Source organism: Lentzea sp. DG1S-22 (assembly GCF_036321065.1).
Classification (GTDB): Bacteria; Actinomycetota; Actinomycetes; order Mycobacteriales; family Pseudonocardiaceae; genus Lentzea; species Lentzea jiangxiensis.
Genome location: NZ_CP143276.1, coordinates 2,829,532 through 2,851,713, shown reverse-complemented (window position 1 = coordinate 2,851,713; position 22,182 = coordinate 2,829,532). Strand labels below are relative to the sequence as shown.

Below are 22,182 nucleotides of genomic sequence, written 5' to 3'. Positions count from 1 at the left end.
GAAACCGGCCCCGCGGCAGGACAAGCCCCCTGCCAAGCCGGGCATCGCCGCCGCACTCCCGGAGGCGGTGCGCAAGCTCCACCCGCGCCACCAGCTGCGCAGCCCCGTCATGTTCGTCGTCTGGGTGGGATCGGCGCTGGTCACCATGTTCGCGGTGACCGAGCCGAGCGTGTTCACGATCGCCGTCGCGGCCTGGCTGTGGTTCACCGTGCTGTTCGCGAACCTCGCCGAGGCCGTCGCGGAGGGACGCGGCAAGGCGCAGGCGGACTCGTTGCGCAAGACCAAGGAGGACACCGTCGCCCGGCTCGTCAGCGGCGACGTCGTGCCCGGCACCGAGCTGGAGGTCGGTGACCTCGTGGTCGTCGAGGCCGGCGAGGTGATCCCCGGTGACGGCGACGTCGTCGAGGGCATCGCGACCGTCGACGAGTCGGCGATCACCGGCGAGTCCGCGCCCGTCATCCGCGAGTCCGGAGGCGACCGGTGCGCCGTCACGGGTGGCACGACGGTGCTGTCCGACCGGATCGTCGTGAGGATCACGACCAGGCCCGGCGAGTCCTTCGTGGACCGGATGATCGCGTTGGTGGAAGGCGCCGAACGGCAGAAGACGCCGAACGAGATCGCGCTGACGATCCTGCTGTCGACGCTGACGATCATCTTCCTGCTGGCCGTCGTGGCGCTGCAGCCGTTCGCGGTCTACTCCGGCGGCGAGCAGTCGGTGGTCGTGCTCACCGCGCTGCTGGTCTGCCTCATCCCGACGACGATCGGCGCGCTGCTGTCCGCGATCGGCATCGCCGGCATGGACCGGCTGGTGCAGCGCAACGTGCTCGCCACCTCCGGCAAGGCCGTCGAGGCGGCCGGCGACATCGACACGCTGCTGCTCGACAAGACCGGAACGATCACGTGGGGCAACCGGCGCGCGACCGGGTTCATCCCGGTCGGCACGACCTCCCACGAGACGCTGGTGGCGGCGGCACGGCTCGCGAGCCTCGCCGACGACACCCCCGAGGGCCGCAGCATCCTCGAACTCGCGGGCGGTGAGCCCGCGGATGAGCACGAGAAGACCGGCGAGTTCGTGCCGTTCACCGCGCAGACCCGCATGTCCGGCATCGACCTCGACGGCCGGGTGGTCCGCAAGGGCGCCGCGTCCGCGTTCGAGCTGACCGACCAGGCCCGCGAGGTCGTGGACGGGATCAGCGCGCAGGGCGGCACCCCGCTCGTCGTGGCGGAGAACGGTCGCGTCCTCGGCGTCATCCGGCTGTCCGACGTGGTGAAGCCCGGCATGAAGGAACGCTTCGCCGAGCTGCGCGCGATGGGCATCCGGACGGTCATGGTCACCGGCGACAACCCGTTGACCGCTCAGGCCATCGCCGCGGAAGCGGGGGTGGACGACTTCCTCGCGGAAGCCAAGCCCGAGGACAAGATGGCCCTGATCCGCAAGGAGCAGGAGGGCGGGCGGCTCGTCGCGATGACCGGCGACGGCACGAACGACGCGCCCGCGCTGGCCCAGTCCGACGTCGGCGTCGCGATGAACACCGGCACGTCCGCCGCGAAGGAGGCCGGCAACATGGTTGACCTCGACTCGGACCCGACCAAGCTCATCGAGATCGTGGAGATCGGCAAGCAGCTGCTGATCACCCGCGGCGCGCTGACGACGTTCTCCGTGGCCAACGACCTGGCGAAGTACTTCGCGATCCTGCCGGCCATGTTCGCGGCGATCTACCCGGCGCTCGGCCGGCTCGACGTCATGCACCTCGCGACGCCGCAGTCCGCGATCCTGTCGGCGGTGATCTTCAACGCGCTGGTGATCGTGGCGCTGATCCCGCTGGCGCTCAAGGGGGTGCGGTACCGGCCGTCCAGCGCCTCCGCGCTGCTGCGGCGCAACCTGCTGATCTACGGCCTGGGCGGCGTCGTGACGCCGTTCGCCGGGATCTGGCTGATCGACCAGTTCGTGCGACTCATCCCCGGGATCGGCTGAACCGATGGACAACTTCCTCAAGCAGTCGTGGGCGGGCCTGCGGATCCTGCTCGCCCTCACAGTGCTCCTCGGCGTGCTCTACCCGTTGGCGGTGTGGGGCGTCTCGCGGCTCCCCGGCCTGCACGCCCGCGCCGAGGCGCAGAACACCGACCTCGTGGCCGTGGTGCGCGAAGGGGACCGGTACTTCGTGCCGAGGCCGTCCGCCGCGACGCCGCCCGCGTCCGGTGGCTCCAACAAGAGCGAGATCAACGAGGACTACACGGTGGTCGTCGCGGAGCGCAGGACGCAGGTCGCGCGCCGCGAAGGCGTGCCGGAGAGCCAGGTCCCGCAGGACGCCGTGACGGCCTCCGCGTCCGGTCTCGACCCGCACATCAGCCCGGAGTACGCGGCGTTGCAGGTGCCCCGCGTGGCGCGCGCGTCCGGGCTGCCGGTGGAGCAGGTCCGTGAGCTGGTCGGAGCCCACACCCGCGGCACCTTCACCACCACCGTCAACGTGACAGCGCTGAACCGCGCCCTCGACAGCGCCACCGCGGAACAGGCACGTCGACGGCCGCCGGGGTGAGCTGAGGACCTGCCTCGCCGTCGTGGTCCCACTGCCCCCTCACGAGGAGGAACGATGACGTCCGTGCTGGTGGTCGACGAACCGCAGATCGTCCGCGCGTTGAGGATCAACCTCAGCGCACGGGGTTACGACGTGATGACGGCCTACGACGGCAAGTCCGCGCTGGGCGTGGCGGTCGAGGGCAAACCGGACGTGGTCGTGCTCGACCTCGGCCTGCCCGACCTCGACGGCGTGGACGTCATCGCGGGCCTGCGCGGCTGGTCCACGATCCCGATCATCGTGCTGTCCGCGCGCACCGACTCGTCGGCCAAGGTCGAGGCCCTGGACGCGGGCGCCGACGACTACGTGACCAAGCCGTTCGGCATGGACGAGCTGCTGGCACGGCTGCGCGCCGCCGTGCGCCGCGGCCTCGCCCGCGAGGCGGAGGACCCGGTCGTCGAGACGTCGTCGTTCGTCGTGGACCTCGCGGTGAAGAAGGTCCGCCGCGGGGGCCGCGAGGTGCACCTGACGCCGACCGAGTGGGGCCTGGTGGAGGTCCTGGCGCGCAACCCGGGCCGGCTCGTCTCCCAGAAGCAGCTGCTGCAGGAGGTGTGGGGGCCGATGCACGTCAACGAGTCGCAGTACCTGCGCGTCTACTTCGCCCAGCTGCGGCGCAAGCTCGAGGACGACCCGGCGCACCCGCGGCACCTGATCACGGAGCCGGGGATGGGGTACCGGTTCGAGCTGTGAGCCCGGCCGGCCCGCTGCGCGACGCCGGGCCGTCCGGTGCTCGCCGACCGCGCGGCGGTGCGGATCCGGGGGCCAGCCCTACTGTCCCCCCTCCCCGGAGTCGTTAGCGTGGAGGAACTTCGGGGGAGAGGTGGAGCAGTGGGGGATGTGGCACGCCGGGACCTGTTGTCCTGGATCGGGAAGGGCGCGCTCGGGGCGGCCGTGCTGGGAGCGGTGGGGCACCCGGCGGAGGCGTCGAGCGGCGTCACGGTGCTGCGAGGGGCCACGCTCGTCGACGGCACCGGGCGGCCACCCGTGCGCGACGCGACCATCGTGCTGGCCGGCGACCGGATCCTGGCCGCCGGCCGGCACCGGGACGTCCCGCGCGGCGCCCGGGTGGTCGACCTCGCCGGGAAGTACGTGATCCCGGGCTTGTGGGACCTGCACACGCACGCGACGTACTTCGAGAACACCCTCGCGCCGTTGCACGTGGTCCAAGGCGTAACGGGCGTCCGCGAGATGTTCGGCCTGCCCGAGACGCACGACACCCGTCGCCGCATCGAGTCCGGCGAGATCCTCGGTCCGCGCATGGTCGTCGCCAGCGCGATCGTCGACGGTCCCGGCTCCATCTGGCCCGGCTCGGACGTCGTGCGCACCCCGGACGAGGCCCGCGCCGCCGTGCGCCGCGCCAAGGACGGGGGAGCGGACTTCGTGAAGGTCTACTCGTTCCTGTCCCCGGAGTGCCACGCCGCCATCGCCGACGAGGCACGCCGGGTGCGGATCCCGTTCGCGGGCCACGTTCCCGCACGGGTCCCGGTGCAGGACGCCTTGGAGCAGCACACGCACGAACACCTCTACAACCTGTTCACGTCCACTTCGGACAACGCCGACACCCTCTACGCCGAGCTGCGCGCGAGGCCCGACGACCAAGCCGATCCGAACTGGTGGGGCCGCCACGCGGGCCGCGTGGAACGCGCCGCCGTCGCCACGCACTCGCCCGCGCGGGCCCGGGAGCTGTTCGCCGCCATGGCCCGGCAGGGCACCTGGCAGTCGCCGACGCTCTTCGTGGAACGCAACATGTCCCGTTCACCCGAGAGCATCACCAGCGACCCGGTGGCGCTCGAACGGATGCGGTACATCCCGGCCGATCTGCGCGCGCAGTGGCAGGCGATCATGTCCGGCCGCCCGCCCCGCACCCCGGACGAGGTGGCCGAACTGCGGAAGTTCGGCGACGCGCGGATGCGGCTGCTCGGGCAGATGCACGAGGCCGGCGTCGGTGTCGTCGCGGGCACCGACGCGGGGTTCGCCTACGTCTTCCCGGGCTTCTCGCTGCACGACGAACTGGCGCTGCTCGTCCAGGCGGGCCTGTCGCCGATGGCGGCGCTCCGGGCGGCGACCAGCGAGGCCGCCCGGTGCCTCGGACGGAGCCACGAGACCGGCACCGTGACGCCCGGAAAGCAGGCCGACCTGGTCGTGCTGGACGCGAACCCGTTGCAGGACATCACTAACACGAGCCGCGTCCACGCCGTCGTCACCCGTGGCCGCTACCTCGGACCGGCCGGCAGGGCGCGGGTGCTGCGCGAGATCGAGGCGGCGGCACAGGAACCCGTCGACGCTCCGCGGACACCGATGGGCTGCTGCGAGCACTGATGTGGCGCCCGCCACCGCGGTCGTCAGGATCGCGTCAAGGCGGAGCCCGCGCGTGTCAGGGTCCCGTCCGGGGCCTGTCCGCGACCCGCCACCAGGCGTGTGCTGGACGCATGACACTCGCGGAGTTGTTGCCCAGCATCGGATGTTCCACCCAACCGGTCCTGGAGGACGGTCTCTGGCCGGACGGCACCAGGGTCGCGGGCGGGGACCTGCTCATCGGTGGACTGCCCGTCACGCAGCTCGCGGCGCGGTTCGGCACGCCGTGCCAGGTCCTCGACGAACGCACGGTCCGCGGCAGGGCCGGGGCGTTCCGCGAGACCCTGCCCGAGGCGGAGGTGGTGTTCGCGGGCAAGTCGTTGCCCTGCCCCGAGGTCTACCGGTGGGTGGCGGACGAGGGCCTGTCGCTCGACGTGTCCTCCGCCGGCGAGCTCGCCCTGGCCAGGGCGGCGGGCTTCCCGGCGGAGCGGATCGTCCTGCACGGCAACGTGAAGTCGTCCGAGGACCTCAAGGCCGCCCTGCAGTACGGCGTCTCGCGGATCGTCGTCGACTCGTTCGACGAGATCGCCCAGCTCGGTGCGTTGGCGACACACGGCCAGAAGGTCATGGTCCGCGTGACGCCCGGCGTCGACGCGCACACGCACACCAAGATCGCGACAGGCGTGGAGGACCAGAAGTTCGGCTTCTCCCTGGCTTCCGGCGCCGCCCTGGAGGCGGTGCTGCGGGTCGTCGAGCAGCCGTCGCTGGAGCTCGTGGGCCTGCACTGCCACATCGGGTCGCAGGTGCGGCGCGTCGCGAGCTACGAGGAGGCCGTGCGGCGCATGGTCGGCCTGATCGCCTCCTGCGGCACCAGGATCTCCCAGCTCGACCTGGGTGGCGGCTTCTGCGCGCCGTACCGGCCGGGGGAGTCGGCGTTCGACCTCTTCGGCTTCGCCCAGCGGGTGCGCGGGACCCTGAACTACGAGTGCGCGCTGCACCGCGTCCCGGTGCCCCGGCTGCTGGTCGAGCCGGGCCGGTCGATCGTGGCGAACGCCGGCGTCACGCTCTACCGGGTGTGCGCGGTCAAGCGCGGCGCCACGCGCACGTTCGTCGCCGTGGACGGCGGCATGAGCGACAACCCGCGTCCCGCCCTCTACGGAGCCCGGTACGCCGTTCGGCTGATCGGGCGGGGCGGGAAACCGAGCCCCGTGACGGTCGTGGGCAGGCACTGCGAGGCCGGCGACGTGCTCGCCGAGGACGTGCCGCTGCCCGGCGACGTCCACGCCGGAGACCTGCTGGCCGTGCCCGTCACGGGCGCCTACCACCACGCGCTGGCCTCGAACTACAACCAGGTGTGCCGTCCGCCGGTCGTCGCCGTCGCGGGCGGGGTGGCGCGGCCGGTCGTGCGCCGCGAGACCGAGGAGGACCTGCTGCGCCGGTACGTTTGATCAATCAGCGGCGCGGCCGGATGTCTGTTCTCGCACTCGCGCAGGCGTACGGCCCGATCGGCGTCGCCACGCACCAGGCGCTCGCGCACTGCCTCGGCGCCGAGGCGGCGGTCGGCCGCGCCCACGCCGTCGACGCGCTGCTCCTGCTCGCGTCCCGCGACGAGTTCGACGGCAGGGCGCCGGGTGAGGTGGTCGGCCGCCTGCTGGACCGCGGTGAGATCGCGCTCAACCGGGTGGTCCCGGCCCTGCGCGACGTCGCCGCCCGCAAGGGCTCCGGCAAGACCGTCGTGCAGGCGAGGAGGCTGGCCGCCGCGCTCAGCTGGCGAAGACGGGGTAGTGGTCGGACAGGTCGTTGTAGGTGTACTTGCGCCCCCACGACCAGATCGACCACTCAGGACTCTTCACGCGCCGGGTCTCGTTGCGCAGCAAGGGACCCTGCACCGTCAGCACGTAGTCGAGCTGCTCGGACGCGTACTCCGGCCCGTACTGGTCGCGGCAGACGCTGTTGTCCGCGCAGTCCCACGAGAACGGGTGCCCGCCCATCTCGGGGGTCCGCGCGCCCAGGTCCGCGACCATGCGCGGGAACTCGGCGCTCGCCCCGACCACGTTCAGGTCGCCGGCCACGTAGACGGGCTCGGACGCGGGGATGTTCCGCGCCGTGAGGAACGCCCTGATCTCGGCGCGCTGCTTCGCCCGGTAGCCGCCCGGCGCACTCGTGCACGCCGAGTCCTCGGCCTGCATGTGCGTGCCGATCACGTGCAGCGGCCCGGACGGCGCCTCGACCCGCACGTAGGCGAACCCCTTGTTCGACAACCAGTCCGCGCCGCAGCCGTCGCGGTAGACGTGCTGGATCCGCGTGCTGATCGGCCACCGGCTCAGCACGGCGACCCCGCCGTCCTCCGGCGTCGCGTCGCTGTACCGGCCGCTCGTGACGTCCCACCCGGCGCGGCTGCGGCCGAGCACCGGCGTCTGGTGGGGGTAGGTGTCGCGCAGGTTCGCGAGGAGCCGGTCGGACGCGGTGTTGTCGAAGGCCTCGTTGAGCACCACGACGTCCTGGCCGTCCAGCACGCCGGTGCTGTCGACGAGGTCGGCCCGCTGGACCTGGCCCCAGTTCGGGTAGAGGTTCCGCGACAGCATGAACACGTTGTAGGTGGCGATCCTCGGGGCGGCCGGGGCCGCGACCGCGGGGGCGGCGGAGATCGTGAGCACGACGGCGGCGGCGAGCGTGATCAGGCGCATGGACCCGATGGTGGAGGACGTGAAAGTCTTTCACAACCGACCGGGGTGTCGTATCGATCAAGCGCGGATGAACGTCTTGATCTCCTCGATCGGCGTGCGCGCGAGGGCGGACCCGACCCCGCAGGCCACCGCGCCCGCCTCCAGCCAGGCGGGGACATCCGCCGGTGCCACCCCGCCCGTGGGCACCAACGGCGCGTAGGGCAACACGGCCAGCACGTCCTCGACCCATCGCGGCGTCGGCGCCGGGAACACCTTCACCGCGTCCGCCCCGGCCTCCAGTGCCTGGACGACCTCGGACACCGACCCGGCTCCGGGCAGCACCGCCGCCCCGTACCGGTGTCCGGCCCGGATCACCGACGCGTCCAGGTTCGGGGCGACCAGGAACTGCGCCCCGGCTCGAACGGCAGCCACCGCGGAAGCCTCGTCCAGCACCGAGCCCGCGCCGATGACAGCCGAGGGGTGGTCCGCCCGCAGCACCCGGATCGCCTCCAGGGCACCGGGGTTCGTCAACGGGAGCTCGAGGGACGTCAGGCCGGCCTCCAGCAGGGGAGTGGCCGCCTGGACGGCGGAGGCGGTGTCGGCGGTGCGGATGATCGCGATGATGCCCTGCCGCACGACCGCCTGGGTGATCTCGTAGCGGTAGCTCACGCCCGCCACGTTATTGCACCTGATCGGTGCCGTGTCAGCGGCTGTCAGCCGGTGCCAGCGAGGTGTGCGCCCGGTGCCAGCGGCCGGGCGGAGGGTAGGTCGTGCCGGCCCACCACCGGGCGGCACGACCCACCAGGAGAGAACACCCATGCAGGTCACGATCATCGGCGCCGGTCTCGGCGGCCTCACGCTCGCCCGCGTGCTGCACGTCCACGGCATCCCGTCCGCCGTCTACGAGGCGGACGAGTCGCCGGCGGCGCGGTCGCAGGGCGGGATGCTCGACATCCACGACTACAACGGCCAGAAGGCCGTCGAGGCCGCCGGTCTGGTGGACGAGTTCCGCGCGCTCGTCCTGGAGGGCCGCCAGGCCCTGCGCGTGCTCGACCCCGACGGCTCGGTGCTGTTCGAGAAGGGCGACGACGGCACCGGCGGACGTCCCGAGGTGCAGCGCGCCGACCTGCGCCGGATGCTCCTCGACTCGCTGCCCGCGGGCACCGTCCGCTGGGGTCGCAAGGTGGTCGGCGTCCAGGGCAGGACGGTGACCTTCGCGAACGGCACCACCGTCGAGGCGGAGCTGCTGGTCGGCGCGGACGGCGCGTGGTCGCGCGTCCGGTCCGTCCTGACCGACGCCAAGCCGCAGTACACCGGCGTGTCGTTCATCGAGACGTACCTCCACGACGCCGACACCCGGCACCCGGAGGTGGCGAAGGCGGTCGGCGGCGGCTCGATGTTCGTGCCCTCCCAGGGAAAGGGCATCTTCGCGCACCGCGAGAGCGGAGGCACCCTGCACGCCTACGTGGAGTTCACGAGGCCGCTGGAGTGGTTCGACGACCTCGGCGGGATCGCCGCCGAGTTCGAGGGCTGGGCACCCGAGCTGACCGCGCTGATCACCGAGTCCGACACCGAGCCGGTGTTCCGCCCGCACCACGCCCTGCCGTCCGGACACCGCTGGGACCGCGTGCCGGGCGTGACCCTCCTCGGCGACGCCGCGCACCTGCAGGCCCCGAACGGCGAAGGCGCCAACCTCGCCCTGCTCGACGGCGCCGACCTCGCCCTCGCGCTCGCCGAGCACCCCGGCGACGTCGAGGCCGCGCTGTCGTCGTACGAGGAGACGATGTTCGTGCGCGCCGCCGAGACCGCCGCGGGCTCCGAGGAGATGGTCCAGAGCCTGTTCGGCGACGAGCCGCCGCAGAAGCTCCTCGACCTGCTCATCGACGCCTGACCACCAGGGCGAACAGGACCGCCACGCCGGTCCACGCGGCGGTCCGCCGGGCAGGACGGTGGGGGGTGGCGTCGGTGACGAACAGCGCCATCAGCACGAGACCCGTTGCGGCCACGACGATGCCGAGCACTGTTTGCTCATGAGGCATACGCTCATGCGCATGACGCAAGAAGATGGCGACCTGGACGGCCTCGTGCGCAAACGCATCCGCGCGCTGCGGGTGGCGCAGGGCTGGTCCCTCGACGAGCTGGCCGGTAGAGCCCGGCTGAGCCCGTCGTCGCTCAGCCGCATCGAGAACGGCCAGCGCCGCCTCGCCCTGGACCAGCTGGTGGTTCTGGCGCGTGCCCTCGACACCTCGCTAGACCAGCTGGTCGAGACCGACACCGACGACGTGATCGTCAGCCCGGTGCTCGACGGCGCGCACGGCACGATGCGGTGGCCGATCAAGGCCGAGCCGGGGATGACGGTGATGCGCCAGCGCGTGACCTCGCCACCACCGGACAACCCCGCTTCGCTGCGCGCCCACTCCGGGCGGGAGTGGCTGGTGGTGCTGTCCGGGGTGGCGGTGTTGCTGCTCGGGAACCGGCGGATCCGGGTGGAGACCAACCAGGCGGCCGAGTTCCCCACGATGCTGCCGCACGCGATCGGGACGGCCGGGGGGCCCTGCGAGATCCTCGGGATCTTCGACCGGGAGGCTCGGCGGGGGCACAACGCGGATCGGAAGGGCTGATCGGGAGGCCGGTGAGGTCGCCAGGAGTGGTCGACCTTGCGCGCGGGGCAGCGGCCCGGGCGACCTTCTTGCCGGATGCGCAAGTAGTCGTGCACCTGACGCATGGCCGACCTAAGTTGAGGGCATGAACGACCACGGACACGGGCATGGCCACGGGCATGGCCACGGGCACAGCCACGGGCACAGCCACGCCGACATCATCGACCAGGCCGAAATCCTCGACCTCGACGCCGAACTGCTCGCCACCCACACCGCCGACATCATCGACTGGCTCCCCACCACCTCGCCGCGCCACGTGGTCGACCTGGGCGCCGGCACGGGCGCGGGCACCTTCGCCCTGCTCGCCCGCTTCCCCGAGGCCCACGTCACCGCCGTCGACTCCTCGCTGGAACACCTCCAGCGCCTCCGCGTCAAGGCAGGCGAGCGAGGTCTGGCCGACCGGGTCCACACCGTCCTGGCCGACCTGGACACCGACGTGCCGGACCTCGGCACCCCGGACCTCGTCTGGGCCTCCGCCTCCCTGCACCACCTGAAGGACCCGGCACACACCCTCCGCCGGCTGCACGACGTGCTGGCGGCCGGCGGTCTGCTCGCCGTCGTCGAACTGGCCGGCATGCCGCGGTTCTTCCCCGAGCAGGCCCCGGACGCCCCCGACGAACGCCTGCCCCACCGCGGCGCAGACTGGGGCCCGGTGCTCACCGAGGCCGGATTCGTGCGGGAAGGCGAACGCACCATCACCGTCCACGTCGAACGGTCGCCGGAGGTGGAGCGCTACGCGCAGATCGTCCTCGGCAGGCAGCTGCCGCCGGAAGAGGTCGCCAAAGCCTTGAGCCGCGACGACCTCGCCCTGCGCACCGAACGCACTGTGTGGGCGGCGAGGCGGAGGTCCCCCTAGGATCCGGCGGGTGATGTTCGGATCGCGGGCCGAGTTCGCCCTGGAGTTCCACGTCGAACGGGACCCGGGTCTGCTGTGCGTCGACATCTTCGTCGGCGGCGTGCACGTGAACTCGTGGGACAACGCGTTCTACCCGCCGTTGCTGGTCAAGAAGATCAAGGACGAGCTCGGCCGCCTCGCGGACGGGGCGAGCGGCTACCAGTTCCTGGAGTGGGGCGAGTGCACCGACGAGGTGCTGGTGTTCGCCGAGGCCGCCGGCGACCGGGTCCACCTCGACTGCCGGGTGCACGACGGGCCGCGGGTGGCCGTGGACCTGAGCCGGACGGCCCTCGTCGAGACGTTGCGGCGGAGCCTGGAGATCGCCGAACGCGAGTGGGCCGCAAGGCTTGCCGCCATCAAGGTGCGCAACTAGCGGCAAGCTCCGACCGGTGCCGATTTCACCCCATCGAGCCCCTTGTTGCTCTTCGAGCAAGCCCTAACGTCGAGCCATGGCCACGAGCACACCGTCCACTGCGTACAGCAGGGACCTAGGCGACGAACTGCGCAAGGTGCGCGAAACCAGCACCGGTCTGACGGGCGCGGCCCTCGCCGTCCGCCTGGGCTGGGACCCCAGCAAGGTCTCGACGCTGGAGAACGGCAAGTACCGCCCCAGCGAGATCGATCTGGTGCAGTACCTGTCGATGCTGGGCAAGGACATCGACTTCTTCGAGGACTTCAAGCGCCGCTACCGCAACGCCTTCGAGGAGTACATCGTCCAGGTGCCGGACAACCTGCGGACGCTCGCGATGGCCGAGTCGACGGCCACGACGATCACCAGCTACGACGCGAACGCCGTGCCGGGTCTTGTGCAGACACCGGAGTACGCCGACGGCCTCTACCGGCTGACCGGGTTCGTGCCCGAGGAACGGATCCCGACCGTCGTGCAGTTCCGGATGGACCGCCAGGCGATCCTGAGGCGGCATGATCGGCCAAAGTGCCTGTTCTACGTGCACGAGCAGGCGTTGCGGATGAAGGTCGGCGGCCACGCGGTCATGGAGGACCAGTACGCCAAGCTGCTTTTCAGCTCGCACGTGGTCCGGATCGTGCCCGCGGACGTTCCCGTGGCCTGGACGAGCTGCGTGCTGTGGGAGTACGAGAAGGCGATGCCGGTGGCGTTCACCTCGACCGACCTGGCCAAGGTGTTTGTACAGGATCCGGGCGTGATCGCCCGCACCCGGTTGCTGTTCGACCGTTTGGCCGAGATCGCCTTGGATGCGGAACAATCGCGGAGCAAGCTGGCGGAGTACGTCGGCCGACCGCGAGAGGATTTCGATGACCCAGGACAGCTCATGGCGTAAGAGCAGCTACAGCGGTGGCACCGAAGACGACAACTGCGTCGAGGTGTCGCTGTCCGGTGACGCTCTCGTCCGTGACTCGAAGAACCCTTCCGGAGGCGTCCTGACCTTCAGTTTCGCCGCCTGGAAAAATTTCCTCGAAACTCGTTGAACCGCGACCCGTCCCCCTACGTGTTCCCGCCGTCGAACGGGATCGAGGGGACAGGGCCATGGCTGACGAGAAGACGGTGTTGATCGGCCGCTGCGGCCCGACGGTGAAGCTGCCCAAGCAGGGCAGCCGGGTCGTGCCGCTGCGCCAGGCGGCGCCGCTGCGCGTGGACGTGGCGGGTGGTGGCCCGGTGGGGCTCGCGTTCGCCTGCACCGTGAAGTCGCTGCTGGGCGACGGCGTCTCGATCCGCGTCCACGACCGCCGCTGGACGCGCCGGGGCGACCGCGTGGTGTGGAAGGGCGCGGCCGAGGGCAACAACCGCCGCGAGCAGGTCGTGACGCTGCAGAGCAACGTCTGGGCCGCCCTCCCGCAGGCCGTGCGGCAGCGCCTCTTCGCGCCCGGCAAGTTCTCGGAGATGTGGCCGCTCGGCCCGGACTCCCCGGCGTCCAAGGGGCGTCCCCGCAACATCAAGATCCGCTGGATCGAGGACTGCCTGCTCGACATGGCGCAGGACGTCTACGGCATCGAGGTCGTCCCCGAGGCCTACACCGCGCCGGCGAAGTTCGACGGCCTGCACGTCCTCGCCATCGCCGACGGCGCGCGTTCCGCGACCCGCGACGCGTTCTCGGCGCAGTTCGGCACCCCGAGCCGCGAACTGTTCTCAGTGGACGGTTCCCCGCTCGACGAGCGCGTCCTCGGCATCCGCGTCACCGCCAAGTCGCCCGACGAGCACACCGTCCCGCTCACCGTGGCGCAGAACAGGTTCCTGTTCAACTCGCTCGGCGGGGGCTTCATCAACATGCGCCTGACCGCCGAGGAGGCGTCCGAGATCGTCGCGCTCGGCGAGAGCGGCCCCGTCGCGTGCATCGGCAAGTTCGGCTGCACCATGCGGCCCTCCGCGAACGGCCGCTTCGTCTGCGACCGCCACCGCGCGGTCTTCAAGCCGTCCGTCGACAAGCTCTCCTACCTGTGGCCGCGGATCCTCGACGGCCTGCGCTTCTTCGGCGTGGGCGCGGCGGACGTCGTGGGCATCACGTCGTTCACGCTCGGCATGCAGCAGATGTCGAAGTTCACCGCCCAGCTGGCCCCGTCCACCTTCGGCTTCCTGCTCGGCGACGCCGCGAACTCGCTGCACTTCTGGCCCGGCCGCGGCCTCAACACGGGCCTGAAGAGCGCCCTGTCGCTGGCCGTGAACCTGCAGAAGCGCTGGCGCGGCAAGGCCTTCCGCGCCGCCGACTTCGCGCAGTACGAGGGCGTCATGCAGCAGCTGCAGTACCGCGAGAAGTCGCGCGCCTGGACCACCATGCTCATGCCCGACTCCGAGGGCACCCCGCGCGGCATCGAGGACCGCATCCGCGAGGGCCTGCAGGGCCCGTACGACCGCGCGGCCCTGGCGCGGACGATGTACGAGCGGGTGCTGGACATCAAGAAGCGCCTCGGTGACCGGATGGGCCCGCTGGCGACCGACGAGTGGTACTACGGGCGGGTGAACGCGCTCGACACGCGGACGCTGAAGGTCATGGTGGAGTCCGGCGCGTGGATCACCCGCGAGATCGGGGGCGAGGAGGTCGAGGTGCCCTCGGCCGAGACGGCGGCGCCGACCGCGGGTGCCGAGCCCGTTCGCCGCGGCCTTTCCCTGGTGTCGTAGACGATTCGTTGCCATTTCGCGGACAATTCCAGTCCGGCGGGAAAGATCGTGCGCGGCGAGTGGCTTTCGGCTACTTTGTGACCTCGTCGTGATTCCCTGCAGGGACAGAGTTGATGAATCTCGCCTGGCTCCTTGTGCCCATTGCTGTCGCACTGGCGGTCGTCGTTGTCGTCGTGCTGCTCCGCAGGAAGAGCGCGCGCCGCGAGGGGGACTGGTGGGATTCCGGTCGCCCGGCGGCCGATGCCGGGAAAAGCGACGCCGGAGCGGTGAGCGCTCCGACGGAGGACGATTTCCCGACGCTCGAGCTGCCGCCGGTCGTGGGGTACGGGACCTCGGCCCCTCCTGGCTACGACCAGGGCGCACCACCGAGCCCGGTCAACGTCGACGAGCCGCTCATGGGTCACGGGCAGCCCATGGCGGGCAGCGCATATGGTGCCGATCCGGGCTACGAGCCGGATAGCTGCGACGTGCCTCCGATGAACCGCCCCGAGACCGCTGCTCAGGCCCTTCGCCCGATCTCCGCCGAGGCGCCCGGCTGGCCGAGGTTCGTGGTGCCGTTCGGCGACGACCGCGACCCGCTCCCGCGCAGCGGCCTGTTCGTCCGCCGCAACAACGCGTTCGGCACGAAGGCGATCGCCGGCATCGCCGACCTGGTCGACCAGGGGGTGCTGATCGACCAGACCCAGGTCCGGTTCGACGATTTCGTGGCCTCGAACCTCTCCGGGATTCCGTCACCGCCGCCGGGGGAGGCGCTGGCCGTGAGCCACGGGATCGCAGTGGCGGAAAAGGACTTCCGCGCGAAGCCCGACACCACCCACTTCGTCGAGCTCGCGCTGCGCGCCGGTGACATTCCGCGCCGAGCGCCGCGAGAAAGCGCGCCGGTGAACTTCGTGTTCGTCGTCGACACGAGCGCTTCCATGGAAGGCTCGAAGCTCCGCACGGTGAAAACAGCGATTCGCGAGCTTCACACCCAGCTCCGCGAAACCGACGTCCTGGGAATCGTCACGTTCGACACGCGCGTCCGCACGGTGCTGAAGGCCACCCCGAAAGCGGAGATCCCACCGGGTCTGCTCGAAGACGTCGTCACGGGACTGGAGGCCGACGGCGGCACGGACATCAACATGGGCGTGCTCTTCGGCCTCGACGAGATCACCCGGCACTCCGGCGGCCGCCCTGACCTCGTCAACTGCCTGTACCTGTTCTCCGACGGCGACCCGACCTCCGGTGAGCGCGACTGGATCAGCATCCGCCGCACGGTCGCCGACCGGGTCCGCGGCGACATCACCCTGTCCTGCTTCGGGTTCGGCGAGGACGCCCGCCTGCGCGAGCTGGAAGCGCTGGCGGGCGTCACCGGCGGCTTCTGCACGCTGGTGACCGATCCCGACGACGTGCGCCTGCACCTCACCGAGGACCTGACCCGGCGCGAACACCTGGCCGCCATCAACGTGCAGCTGCGGCTCCGGCTCGACGAGTCCGTGACCGCGTGGCACCTCTACGGGCACGACCTGGTCACCGACCCGGCCACCCGCGCCCGCGTCGAACGGGAGGTGGCCACCGCGAAACACCGCGCGAAGGACGACTTCGGCGTCGAGTCGCTGCCCGACCTCGTCACCGGCGACGAGGGCATCCGGATCTTCGCGCCCGATCTCGCGGAAGGCGAGACGTACTGGGTGGTCCTCGAGGTCGAGGCCCCGGCGGGCACGACGGACTTCGGCCGGGCGACCGTGCAGTACGTCGACGTGGTCGCCCGTGACACCCGCCGTCACGAGCTCAAGCTCACCGGCGGGGGCATCGCCCCGGAGACGGTCTTCGCGCACGTGGTGGGCCTGCACACCAGCGAGGTCGTGTTCCACGCGCTCGAAGACCTCTACCAGGACGACCGGGAGGCGGCCCGCCAGAGGCTGGCGGACCACGTCGAGACGTTGCGCGCGGCCCACACCGTCAGCCCGTCGCCGCAGTTCCACTCGGACCAGGTGACGGTCCGGAAGCTGACGAGCCTCGTGCACAACGTCGGCCTGGTCCAGGCGTGGTCGGACCGGGGAGAGGGCGCGTTCACGATCTTCACCCTCAACCGGGTGGGCCGCGGCAGGTCAGGCTTCGCGCGCAGGAAGTTCGACTAGCACCGGGTTCGCCACGTCCGCGTTGCCCACCACGACCGAGGCGCGGTCAGCCGGCCCGACACGACGCTGCTCGCCAGGATGCACACGCCCAGCACCACTACGAGTTCGAGACCGGGCATGCGCCAGAAGATAGGCGGCTCACGCGCGCAGCGCGTCATCCAGTTCGGCCAGCAGCCGGGCCTTGGGTCGCGCTCCCACGATCTGGCGGATCGGCACGCCGTCGCGGAACAGCAGCATCGTCGGCAGCGACATGACCTGGTGGTCACGGGCGCTGGCGGTGTTCTCGTCGGCGTTGATCTTGAGCACGGTCAGGTCGTCGCGCTCGCGGTCGATCTCGTCGAGCACGGGGGAGAGCATGTGGCACGGCCCGCACCACTGCGCCCAGAACTCGACGAGCACGGTGCCGGTCCGCGTCTTCTCCGCGAACGTGGCGTCGGTCAGCTGCACTGGAACTCCTCAGGTTCGGGCACGAGGCACGGGTCCTGGAAGGCGAGACCGGCCAGCAGGAACTCCCGGACGGCCGTGAGCCGCTCCAGGCAGGCGTCCACCTCGGCGAGCTTGCGCCGGTAGACCTCCCGCGAGTCAGGGCACGAGTCACCGGACTCGTGCCCGGCACGGAGGCACGCCACGAACGGTCGCGTGTCCTCCAGGGACATCCCGACCGCCTGCAACGACTGGATCTCCCGCACCAGCCGCAGGTCGTGCTCGCCGTACTCGCGGTAGCCGTTGGACGTGCGCCGCGCCTCGAGGAGCCCCTGGGACTCGTAGAAGCGCAGCGCACGGGTGGTGGTGCCGGCTCGCTTGGCCAGTTCGCCGATCCTCATGGACCGAACGCTAAACCTTGACGCTCACGTCAAGGCAACCGTTTCAGTCCGCGGACGGTCCCGTGACCCGCTGCCGCCGGACGACCCAGCGATCCGGCGCGATGCCGGTGCCGCCGTGCTCGGGGTGCAGCAGGTAGACGGGCGCGGGGTTGCGGAAGGCAGCCAGTTCGGTGCCGGTGGGCCACCACCGGCAGGTGTCCGGATCGGCGACCAGGACGTGCGGGTTGCGTCCGCCGGTGCCCGAGATGAGGTGGAGGCCTTCGGCGGGCACCCACCGCCCGGCGTTGTCGTGGGGTGGGGTGTCGAGTGCGGAGAAGGGGATGACGATCAGGTCGCCCTGGGCCTGCAGGCCGTCGACGACGGGGACGGTGGTCTGCCGCTCGAGGTGGTCGAGCGTGTCGACGCTGGTGCGGCCGACGAGTTCAGCGAGGTTCATGGTGTGTTTTACGTGCGTCGTAGGAGTTGGAGGTACTGGTCTTTGCGCAGGCCGTAGGTCTCGGCCGCGGCCTGGACCGGGTCGCGCACCCACGGGCCCACTTGGAGTCCGTAGCGCCGTCGGGTGCCGTCGCGCTCGACGGAGCCGTTGACGACGAGCAAGATCCTGGTGCGGGGCCACAGGTCGTAGAGCTCCAGGTCGAAGCCCGGGTTGCCCGGATCCGGTGCTCTGGCGGCCAGTGGTGGGTCCGCTTCGGCGATGTAGCGCTCCCAGCCGAGGCTGTCGGCCGCGGCCATGCGCAGGTCGGCGTCGGGTTCGGTCAGGATGCGGACCACGTCCGGTTCCTCGACCACCCAGCGCGGCACGGTCCTGCCGTGCCACGCGTAGGCGCCGGTGCCGTCCGCGAACGTGATGGCCGGTCCGCTTTTGTTGTGCAACAACGAGTTCGCGTCGGTGTGCACGTCGGTCGGCCGGTCTGACATCACGCACAGGCCTTCTCGGGGCCACCACCAGCCGGTGGACCTCGTGATGGTCGCCCAGGCGTCGAGGAGCGGGCCCCTCAGCTGCCGGCGCGCGTCGAACTCCGCGAGCCAGTCGGCGTCGTGCTGGCCGGACCAGCCGATGCCCGGTGACCACGGCATCGTCGAGTTCACCGCCGGCACAATGGATTCGCGGACGATCCGGCGGAGTCCTTCCCCCGTGGCCCGCCACTCGCCTTTCCACTCACCTCTGCGCCACAGCGGGCGGCGCAGGCCGGAGAGGAGCGCGGCGATCTTGGCCTCGGTGGTCTGCCAGTCGCCGGGAAAGCGGAAGGGGCCCGCGGCGGGCAGCACCGCCGTGGCTTTCGCGGGGGAGCGGACCCACGCGAACTCCGGCGGTGGCCTGCCGATGGCCGCGTAGAGCCTGGCCACGGCGTCTTCGGCGGCCGGACGATCGGCGGGAGCGGTGCTCAGCGCGTGGGCGAGCCAGTCTTCGTGGAGCGGGAGACCTTCTGGGGAGCGGGCCTCGAGCCCGCTCGGTGCGCTCACAGCGCGAGGGCGCGCACGCCCTTTCGAGTCGACATGGGGAAGATCGTGACAGGTGGTGGTGGGATCCGGCAAGCCCGTAAAGCCCGCGCCTCGTTCTCGGCGCCTGCTCGAAAAATTCCCGAACCGCCGAGCTTTCCCACCCTGTGGCCGTCCCGACTGAACGGACCCGGATGGCGGGGCGCCTTGCTCCGGTTCGCGGCTAGCGCGATGTGCTGTGGCCGCGGGAGCACTTCCGCGACGTCCGCCCGGACAGATACCGCCCGTTCACACGATTGCCGCCTCGGTACTTCGGTGCGGCCAGTTCGGCGAGCAGGTCGTGCTGCCACTGCTGCGGGTCGTCGTGGTTGTTGTTGAGCAGGGCCTCGCACGGCGGGTGCTCCTCCTGCTCGAGGACGAGGCTGCCCGGCTCGGCTACCGGCGCCTGTACCTGACGACCGGTCCGCGTCAGCCGGAGGCGCGCGGGTTGTACCTGGCGGCGGGCTGCACGCCGTTGTTCGACGTGGCGGTCCCGCCGGCCGGACCGCTGCCGTTCGAGAAACGAGTTGCCGAGGCCGTGGGGACGGTGTTGCATGCGTAGCTGACCTCCGGGGAGTTGATCGATGTCCGAGATCGCCACCGATGTGGCTCTCGTGCGGGAACTGGTCCGCACGCAGTTCCCGCACTGGCGGGGTTTGCCGATCCGGGAGGTCGCGCACGGCGGCACCAGCAACGCGCTCTACCGCCTGGGTGACGAGCTCGCGGTGCGGTTGCCCCGCCGCGAGTGGTCGTCCGGCGATGCCGCCCATGAAGCTCAGGTCGTGCCCGTGGTCGCGCCTTCCCTGCCGGTCGCCGTGCCGGAGCCGCTGGAGCTGGGCTCGCCGACGGAGTCCTACCCCCACCAGTGGTCCGTGGTGCGGTGGGTCGACGGCGTGATGGCTCCCGCCGAGGCGGTCGATGAGGACGTCGCGATCCGGCTGGCCGAGCTGGTCCGCGCGCTGCAGTCGGTCGACGCCGGTGACAGGCCGTGGAAGACCGGCCGTGGCCGGGTGAGCGGGATCGAGGACGACGCGGCGGTCCGGTCGTGCATCGCCGAGATCGGCGGGAACCCGCGGCTCACGGCGATCTGGGAGGAGTCGCTGACCGCGCCCCGGTGGGAGCGGCCGGGGCGGTGGCTGCACGCCGACCTGCACGAGGGCAACCTGCTGTTCACCGGCGGCTCGCTGACCGGTGTGATCGACTGGGGGAGCGCGGGGGTCGGTGACCCGGCGGCGGACCTCATGACGGCCTGGCTCTACCTCGACTCCTGCGGGCGCAAGCTCTTCCAGCGCGAACTCGCCGAGTTCGACGACGCGGACTGGGCACGGGCGCGGGGGTGGGCGTTGCACCTCGCCGTGCTCGCGCTGCCGTACTACCGCGAGACCAACAGGTTCCTGGCGGGCATCGCGAGCCGCACCCTCGACCAGCTCTGCCCGGGCTGGGACGACTGATGCGGATCGACGTGTCCGTTGTGGACGGACTGGTCGGGTCCCGGTTCCCCCGCTGAAAGGGGTTCGCCCTCGGGGTGGTGCCGAAGCTCGCACCGCACCTCCCGGTCGCCCTGCCCGAACCGCTGGAGCTGGGCGAGGCCACGACGACCACCCGTACCGGTGGTCGGTGGTGCGGTGGCTGGCCGGCGACATCTCCACGATCGGCACCGGCGACGAGCCGTGGACCACCTACCGGGGCCGCCACGACATCTCCACCGGCGACGCGGGCGACCTCACGCCCTCGGCCGGCTACTGGCGGAACGCCCCCGGTGACGTGCCCGTCTCCCGGATGAAGAACTTCGTGAAGTTCGTGGCCTCGCCGAACCCCAGCCGGTGCCCGATCGCGGCCGAGGACAGGTCGGTGTGCACCAGCAGCCGCTTGGCCTCCAGCGCCACCCGCGCGTCGATCAACGCCTTCGCCGACTGCCCGGTCGCGGCGAGGCAGATGCGGTTGAGGCTGCGCGGCGAGTAGCCGATCCGCGCCGCGTACTCGGCGGCGTTGCGGGTCGTGGCGAACGAGCGCTCCAGCTCGTGCTGGAAGCGTTCGAACCGCGGGTCCAGCCGCGCGGGGTGGTCGCCGGTCGGCAGCCGGGCGACGCGGAGCAGGAAGGCGCCCAGCAACACGCGGAGCAGGTCCACCGGCTCGTTGGTCAGCAGGTTGCGGCGGTACTCCTGGCGGAGGTCCTGCGCGGCACGGGTGAAGACGGCCATCTCCGCCCGCGGCACCGAACGCCGCACCGGGCCGAAGGCGGCGGGTGCCGACGCCGGGAACGCGGGGGTGAAGAGCACCACGGACGCCTCCAGCTCACCGCTGGGCAGGCGCAGCACGCGACCGGGGCTGACGTGCAGCAGCGTGCCGGGGGAGCAGGGGTGGTCCACGAAATCGACCATGGTGCGGCCGGTGCCCGACGTGACCAGGAACAGCTGGTGGAAGTCGGTGCGGTGCACCTTGGTCAGGGTGTCGGCGGTGAGCCTGCGGCGGAGTGCGGCCAGGTCGAGCGCTTCGAGGCCCAGCTTGCCGCGGTCGGGGTTGCTGAAGCCGAACTGCGCGACCTGTCCACTTTTGACCATGGTGAGGCACGATCCTACCTCGGTGCGGAGCGACCGCTGGGCCACTGTGGAGCCATGAACAACAAGGAACTCGTGCTCAAGGCCACCGGCGAACTCTTCGGCGACAGGGACCCGTCCGCGGTGGACCGCTGGGTGTCCCCGGACTACCGCCAGCACAGCTCGCTCGTCGCGGACGGGCCGGAGGCGTTGCGGGGCCTCGTGTCGACCCTGCCGGACGGCTTCCGCTACGAACTGGCGCGCGTGGTCGCCGACGGCGACCTCGTGGCGCTGCACGGCGTCTACCACGGCTTCGGGCCGCAGTCGCTGGTCGCGTTCGACCTGTTCCGCGTGCAGGACGGCAAGCTCGCCGAACACTGGGACGCGCTCACGCCCGTCGTCGAGGAGACCGCGAGCGGACGGTCCCAGATGGACGGTCCCGCGCGGCCCACCGGCGAGGACACCGAACGCAGCCGCGCCCTGGTGGAGGAGTTCGCGCAGCGGATCCTCCAGGACGCCGACTACTCGGCGCTGACCGACTACATCTCGACCGAGACCTACCTGCAGCACAACCCCGAGGCCGCCGACGGGCTCGACGGGTTCGGCGCCGCCGCGGCGAAGTGGGCCGAGCAGGGCAGGAACCTCGTCTACAAGACCGTCCACCGCGTCGTCGCCGAGGGCGATCTCGTGCTGCTGCAGTCGGAGGGCGAGTTCGGCGAGCCGGTCGCCTACTGGGACCTGTTCCGCGTGCGGGACGGCAAGATCGTCGAGCACTGGGACGTCATCACGCCGGTCCCCGCGGCGCTGCCGCACCCCAACGGGCTGTTCTGACGTGCTCGTCACCCTGCCGGACGGTGCCGGCTCGGCGAACCTGTCGCCAAGCCGGCTCGGGCAGCAGTGCAGTTATGCCGAGTCGTGGAGAATATGGATCCCGGGATTGATGTGTTGATGTGTCAATTGTGTCCACGTGCGACTGTTGAGGCACTTCGTCTTGCGTCTGTTTTGCCGCGACGAACCTCTTCATGCGAACGCCGAAGTC

24 protein-coding genes are annotated in these 22,182 nt (G+C 71.1%); 16 read left to right on the top strand and 8 right to left on the bottom strand.

Annotation, left to right across the window (positions count from 1 at the left end):
- Positions 1 to 43 precede the first annotated feature (43 nt).
- From kdpB to lysA, 5 genes are all read left to right on the top strand, one after another.
- Positions 44 to 1,975 (top strand): potassium-transporting ATPase subunit KdpB, encoded by a 1,932-nt coding sequence (kdpB, locus tag V1227_RS12225; RefSeq protein WP_329794013.1) that lies wholly within the window; start codon positions 44 to 46, stop codon positions 1,973 to 1,975.
- A 4-nt stretch (positions 1,976 to 1,979) separates the two neighbouring features.
- Positions 1,980 to 2,537, top strand: coding sequence for a potassium-transporting ATPase subunit C (locus V1227_RS12220; RefSeq protein WP_329792627.1), 558 nt, complete (start codon positions 1,980 to 1,982; stop codon positions 2,535 to 2,537).
- 54 nt (positions 2,538 to 2,591) lie between these two features.
- The gene (locus V1227_RS12215) at positions 2,592 to 3,266 is read left to right on the top strand and encodes a response regulator (RefSeq protein WP_329792626.1); all 675 of its coding nucleotides are present in this window, start codon (positions 2,592 to 2,594) and stop codon (positions 3,264 to 3,266) included.
- Between the two features lie 138 nt (positions 3,267 to 3,404).
- Positions 3,405 to 4,895 (top strand): amidohydrolase family protein, encoded by a 1,491-nt coding sequence (locus tag V1227_RS12210; protein WP_329792625.1) that lies wholly within the window; start codon positions 3,405 to 3,407, stop codon positions 4,893 to 4,895.
- Between the two features lie 110 nt (positions 4,896 to 5,005).
- Entirely contained in the window at positions 5,006 to 6,319 is a 1,314-nt protein-coding gene (gene lysA, locus V1227_RS12205; RefSeq protein WP_329792624.1) for a diaminopimelate decarboxylase, read from the top strand.
- A gap of 315 nt (positions 6,320 to 6,634) precedes the next feature.
- Here the strand turns inward: lysA and sph are convergent, their stop codons facing one another.
- Positions 6,635 to 7,558, bottom strand: a complete 924-nt coding sequence (gene sph, locus V1227_RS12200; protein ID WP_329792623.1) for a sphingomyelin phosphodiesterase — start codon at positions 7,556 to 7,558, stop codon at positions 6,635 to 6,637.
- A gap of 57 nt (positions 7,559 to 7,615) precedes the next feature.
- A complete protein-coding gene (locus tag V1227_RS12195) occupies positions 7,616 to 8,206 on the bottom strand; it encodes a bifunctional 4-hydroxy-2-oxoglutarate aldolase/2-dehydro-3-deoxy-phosphogluconate aldolase (RefSeq protein ID WP_329792622.1) in 591 nt (196 codons plus the stop codon).
- Between the two features lie 148 nt (positions 8,207 to 8,354).
- Between V1227_RS12195 and V1227_RS12190 the strand changes: the two genes are divergently transcribed.
- Positions 8,355 to 9,428 (top strand): FAD-dependent oxidoreductase, encoded by a 1,074-nt coding sequence (locus V1227_RS12190; protein ID WP_329792621.1) that lies wholly within the window; start codon positions 8,355 to 8,357, stop codon positions 9,426 to 9,428.
- On the opposite strand, the gene V1227_RS12185 is transcribed toward V1227_RS12190, so the two are convergent.
- Positions 9,415 to 9,558, bottom strand: coding sequence for a hypothetical protein (locus V1227_RS12185; RefSeq protein ID WP_329792620.1), 144 nt, complete (start codon positions 9,556 to 9,558; stop codon positions 9,415 to 9,417). The two genes, V1227_RS12190 and V1227_RS12185, sit on opposite strands and share 14 nt — an antisense overlap.
- A 30-nt stretch (positions 9,559 to 9,588) precedes the next feature.
- Between V1227_RS12185 and V1227_RS12180 the strand changes: the two genes are divergently transcribed.
- The 7 genes from V1227_RS12180 to V1227_RS12150 all read left to right on the top strand — a co-directional run bounded on the left by V1227_RS12180 (position 9,589) and on the right by V1227_RS12150 (position 16,303).
- Positions 9,589 to 10,158 carry a helix-turn-helix transcriptional regulator gene (locus V1227_RS12180; RefSeq protein WP_329792619.1) on the top strand — a complete coding sequence of 190 codons (570 nt, stop codon included), beginning with the start codon at positions 9,589 to 9,591 and terminating at the stop codon, positions 10,156 to 10,158.
- A gap of 124 nt (positions 10,159 to 10,282) precedes the next feature.
- The gene (locus tag V1227_RS12175; protein WP_329792618.1) at positions 10,283 to 11,053 is read left to right on the top strand and encodes a class I SAM-dependent methyltransferase; all 771 of its coding nucleotides are present in this window, start codon (positions 10,283 to 10,285) and stop codon (positions 11,051 to 11,053) included.
- A gap of 13 nt (positions 11,054 to 11,066) precedes the next feature.
- Entirely contained in the window at positions 11,067 to 11,465 is a 399-nt protein-coding gene (locus V1227_RS12170; RefSeq protein ID WP_329794012.1) for a hypothetical protein, read from the top strand.
- Positions 11,466 to 11,541: 76 nt separating this feature from the next.
- Positions 11,542 to 12,390, top strand: coding sequence for a helix-turn-helix domain-containing protein (locus V1227_RS12165; RefSeq protein ID WP_329792617.1), 849 nt, complete (start codon positions 11,542 to 11,544; stop codon positions 12,388 to 12,390).
- Positions 12,365 to 12,538 (top strand): DUF397 domain-containing protein, encoded by a 174-nt coding sequence (locus V1227_RS12160; protein WP_329792616.1) that lies wholly within the window; start codon positions 12,365 to 12,367, stop codon positions 12,536 to 12,538. The genes V1227_RS12165 and V1227_RS12160 overlap by 26 nt, the downstream gene beginning before the upstream one ends.
- Before the next feature lie 58 nt (positions 12,539 to 12,596).
- Positions 12,597 to 14,183, top strand: a complete 1,587-nt coding sequence (locus tag V1227_RS12155; RefSeq protein ID WP_329792615.1) for a hypothetical protein — start codon at positions 12,597 to 12,599, stop codon at positions 14,181 to 14,183.
- A gap of 134 nt (positions 14,184 to 14,317) precedes the next feature.
- Positions 14,318 to 16,303 (top strand): VWA domain-containing protein, encoded by a 1,986-nt coding sequence (locus V1227_RS12150; RefSeq protein WP_329792614.1) that lies wholly within the window; start codon positions 14,318 to 14,320, stop codon positions 16,301 to 16,303.
- A 138-nt stretch (positions 16,304 to 16,441) separates the two neighbouring features.
- Here V1227_RS12150 and trxA read toward each other — a convergent pair whose 3' ends face one another.
- The 4 genes from trxA to V1227_RS12130 are packed head-to-tail and all read right to left on the bottom strand — an operon-like array spanning position 16,442 to position 18,591.
- Positions 16,442 to 16,750, bottom strand: coding sequence for a thioredoxin (gene trxA, locus V1227_RS12145; protein WP_090099099.1), 309 nt, complete (start codon positions 16,748 to 16,750; stop codon positions 16,442 to 16,444).
- Positions 16,741 to 17,127 (bottom strand): MerR family transcriptional regulator, encoded by a 387-nt coding sequence (locus tag V1227_RS12140; protein WP_236224849.1) that lies wholly within the window; start codon positions 17,125 to 17,127, stop codon positions 16,741 to 16,743. The genes trxA and V1227_RS12140 overlap by 10 nt, the downstream gene beginning before the upstream one ends.
- 43 nt (positions 17,128 to 17,170) lie before the next feature.
- Positions 17,171 to 17,563, bottom strand: coding sequence for a hypothetical protein (locus V1227_RS12135; RefSeq protein ID WP_329792613.1), 393 nt, complete (start codon positions 17,561 to 17,563; stop codon positions 17,171 to 17,173).
- 8 nt (positions 17,564 to 17,571) lie between these two features.
- Positions 17,572 to 18,591 (bottom strand): DUF6745 domain-containing protein, encoded by a 1,020-nt coding sequence (locus tag V1227_RS12130; protein WP_329792612.1) that lies wholly within the window; start codon positions 18,589 to 18,591, stop codon positions 17,572 to 17,574.
- Between the two features lie 316 nt (positions 18,592 to 18,907).
- On the opposite strand from V1227_RS12130, the gene V1227_RS12125 reads away from it, so the two are divergent.
- Entirely contained in the window at positions 18,908 to 19,168 is a 261-nt protein-coding gene (locus V1227_RS12125) for a GNAT family N-acetyltransferase (RefSeq protein WP_329792611.1), read from the top strand.
- Between the two features lie 22 nt (positions 19,169 to 19,190).
- Complete coding sequence (locus V1227_RS12120) at positions 19,191 to 20,057, top strand: aminoglycoside phosphotransferase family protein (RefSeq protein WP_329792610.1); 867 nt, start codon at positions 19,191 to 19,193, stop codon at positions 20,055 to 20,057.
- A 288-nt stretch (positions 20,058 to 20,345) separates the two neighbouring features.
- On the opposite strand, the gene V1227_RS12115 is transcribed toward V1227_RS12120, so the two are convergent.
- Positions 20,346 to 21,167, bottom strand: a complete 822-nt coding sequence (locus V1227_RS12115) for an AraC family transcriptional regulator (protein WP_329792609.1) — start codon at positions 21,165 to 21,167, stop codon at positions 20,346 to 20,348.
- A 54-nt stretch (positions 21,168 to 21,221) separates the two neighbouring features.
- Here V1227_RS12115 and V1227_RS12110 point away from each other — a divergent pair, with 54 nt between their 5' ends.
- On the top strand, positions 21,222 to 21,974 hold the full coding sequence (locus tag V1227_RS12110; protein ID WP_329792608.1) for a nuclear transport factor 2 family protein: 753 nt from the start codon (positions 21,222 to 21,224) through the stop codon (positions 21,972 to 21,974).
- The last annotated feature ends 208 nt before the right edge of the window (positions 21,975 to 22,182 follow it).

Excerpts from the sequence above, each read along its gene's own strand:
- V1227_RS12220 (WP_329792627.1), top strand. The coding sequence starts at position 1,980 with ATGGACAACTTCCTCAAGCAGTCGTGGGCGGGCCTGCGGATCCTGCTC.
- V1227_RS12215 (WP_329792626.1), top strand. The coding sequence starts at position 2,592 with ATGACGTCCGTGCTGGTGGTCGACGAACCGCAGATCGTCCGCGCGTTG.
- lysA (WP_329792624.1), top strand. The coding sequence starts at position 5,006 with ATGACACTCGCGGAGTTGTTGCCCAGCATCGGATGTTCCACCCAACCG.
- sph (WP_329792623.1), bottom strand. The coding sequence starts at position 7,558 with ATGCGCCTGATCACGCTCGCCGCCGCCGTCGTGCTCACGATCTCCGCC.
- V1227_RS12190 (WP_329792621.1), top strand. The coding sequence starts at position 8,355 with ATGCAGGTCACGATCATCGGCGCCGGTCTCGGCGGCCTCACGCTCGCC.
- V1227_RS12180 (WP_329792619.1), top strand. The coding sequence starts at position 9,589 with ATGACGCAAGAAGATGGCGACCTGGACGGCCTCGTGCGCAAACGCATC.
- V1227_RS12175 (WP_329792618.1), top strand. The coding sequence starts at position 10,283 with ATGAACGACCACGGACACGGGCATGGCCACGGGCATGGCCACGGGCAC.
- V1227_RS12170 (WP_329794012.1), top strand. The coding sequence starts at position 11,067 with ATGTTCGGATCGCGGGCCGAGTTCGCCCTGGAGTTCCACGTCGAACGG.
- V1227_RS12165 (WP_329792617.1), top strand. The coding sequence starts at position 11,542 with ATGGCCACGAGCACACCGTCCACTGCGTACAGCAGGGACCTAGGCGAC.
- V1227_RS12160 (WP_329792616.1), top strand. The coding sequence starts at position 12,365 with ATGACCCAGGACAGCTCATGGCGTAAGAGCAGCTACAGCGGTGGCACC.
- V1227_RS12155 (WP_329792615.1), top strand. The coding sequence starts at position 12,597 with ATGGCTGACGAGAAGACGGTGTTGATCGGCCGCTGCGGCCCGACGGTG.
- V1227_RS12140 (WP_236224849.1), bottom strand. The coding sequence starts at position 17,127 with ATGAGGATCGGCGAACTGGCCAAGCGAGCCGGCACCACCACCCGTGCG.
- V1227_RS12135 (WP_329792613.1), bottom strand. The coding sequence starts at position 17,563 with ATGAACCTCGCTGAACTCGTCGGCCGCACCAGCGTCGACACGCTCGAC.
- V1227_RS12120 (WP_329792610.1), top strand. The coding sequence starts at position 19,191 with ATGTCCGAGATCGCCACCGATGTGGCTCTCGTGCGGGAACTGGTCCGC.
- V1227_RS12115 (WP_329792609.1), bottom strand. The coding sequence starts at position 21,167 with ATGGTCAAAAGTGGACAGGTCGCGCAGTTCGGCTTCAGCAACCCCGAC.
- V1227_RS12110 (WP_329792608.1), top strand. The coding sequence starts at position 21,222 with ATGAACAACAAGGAACTCGTGCTCAAGGCCACCGGCGAACTCTTCGGC.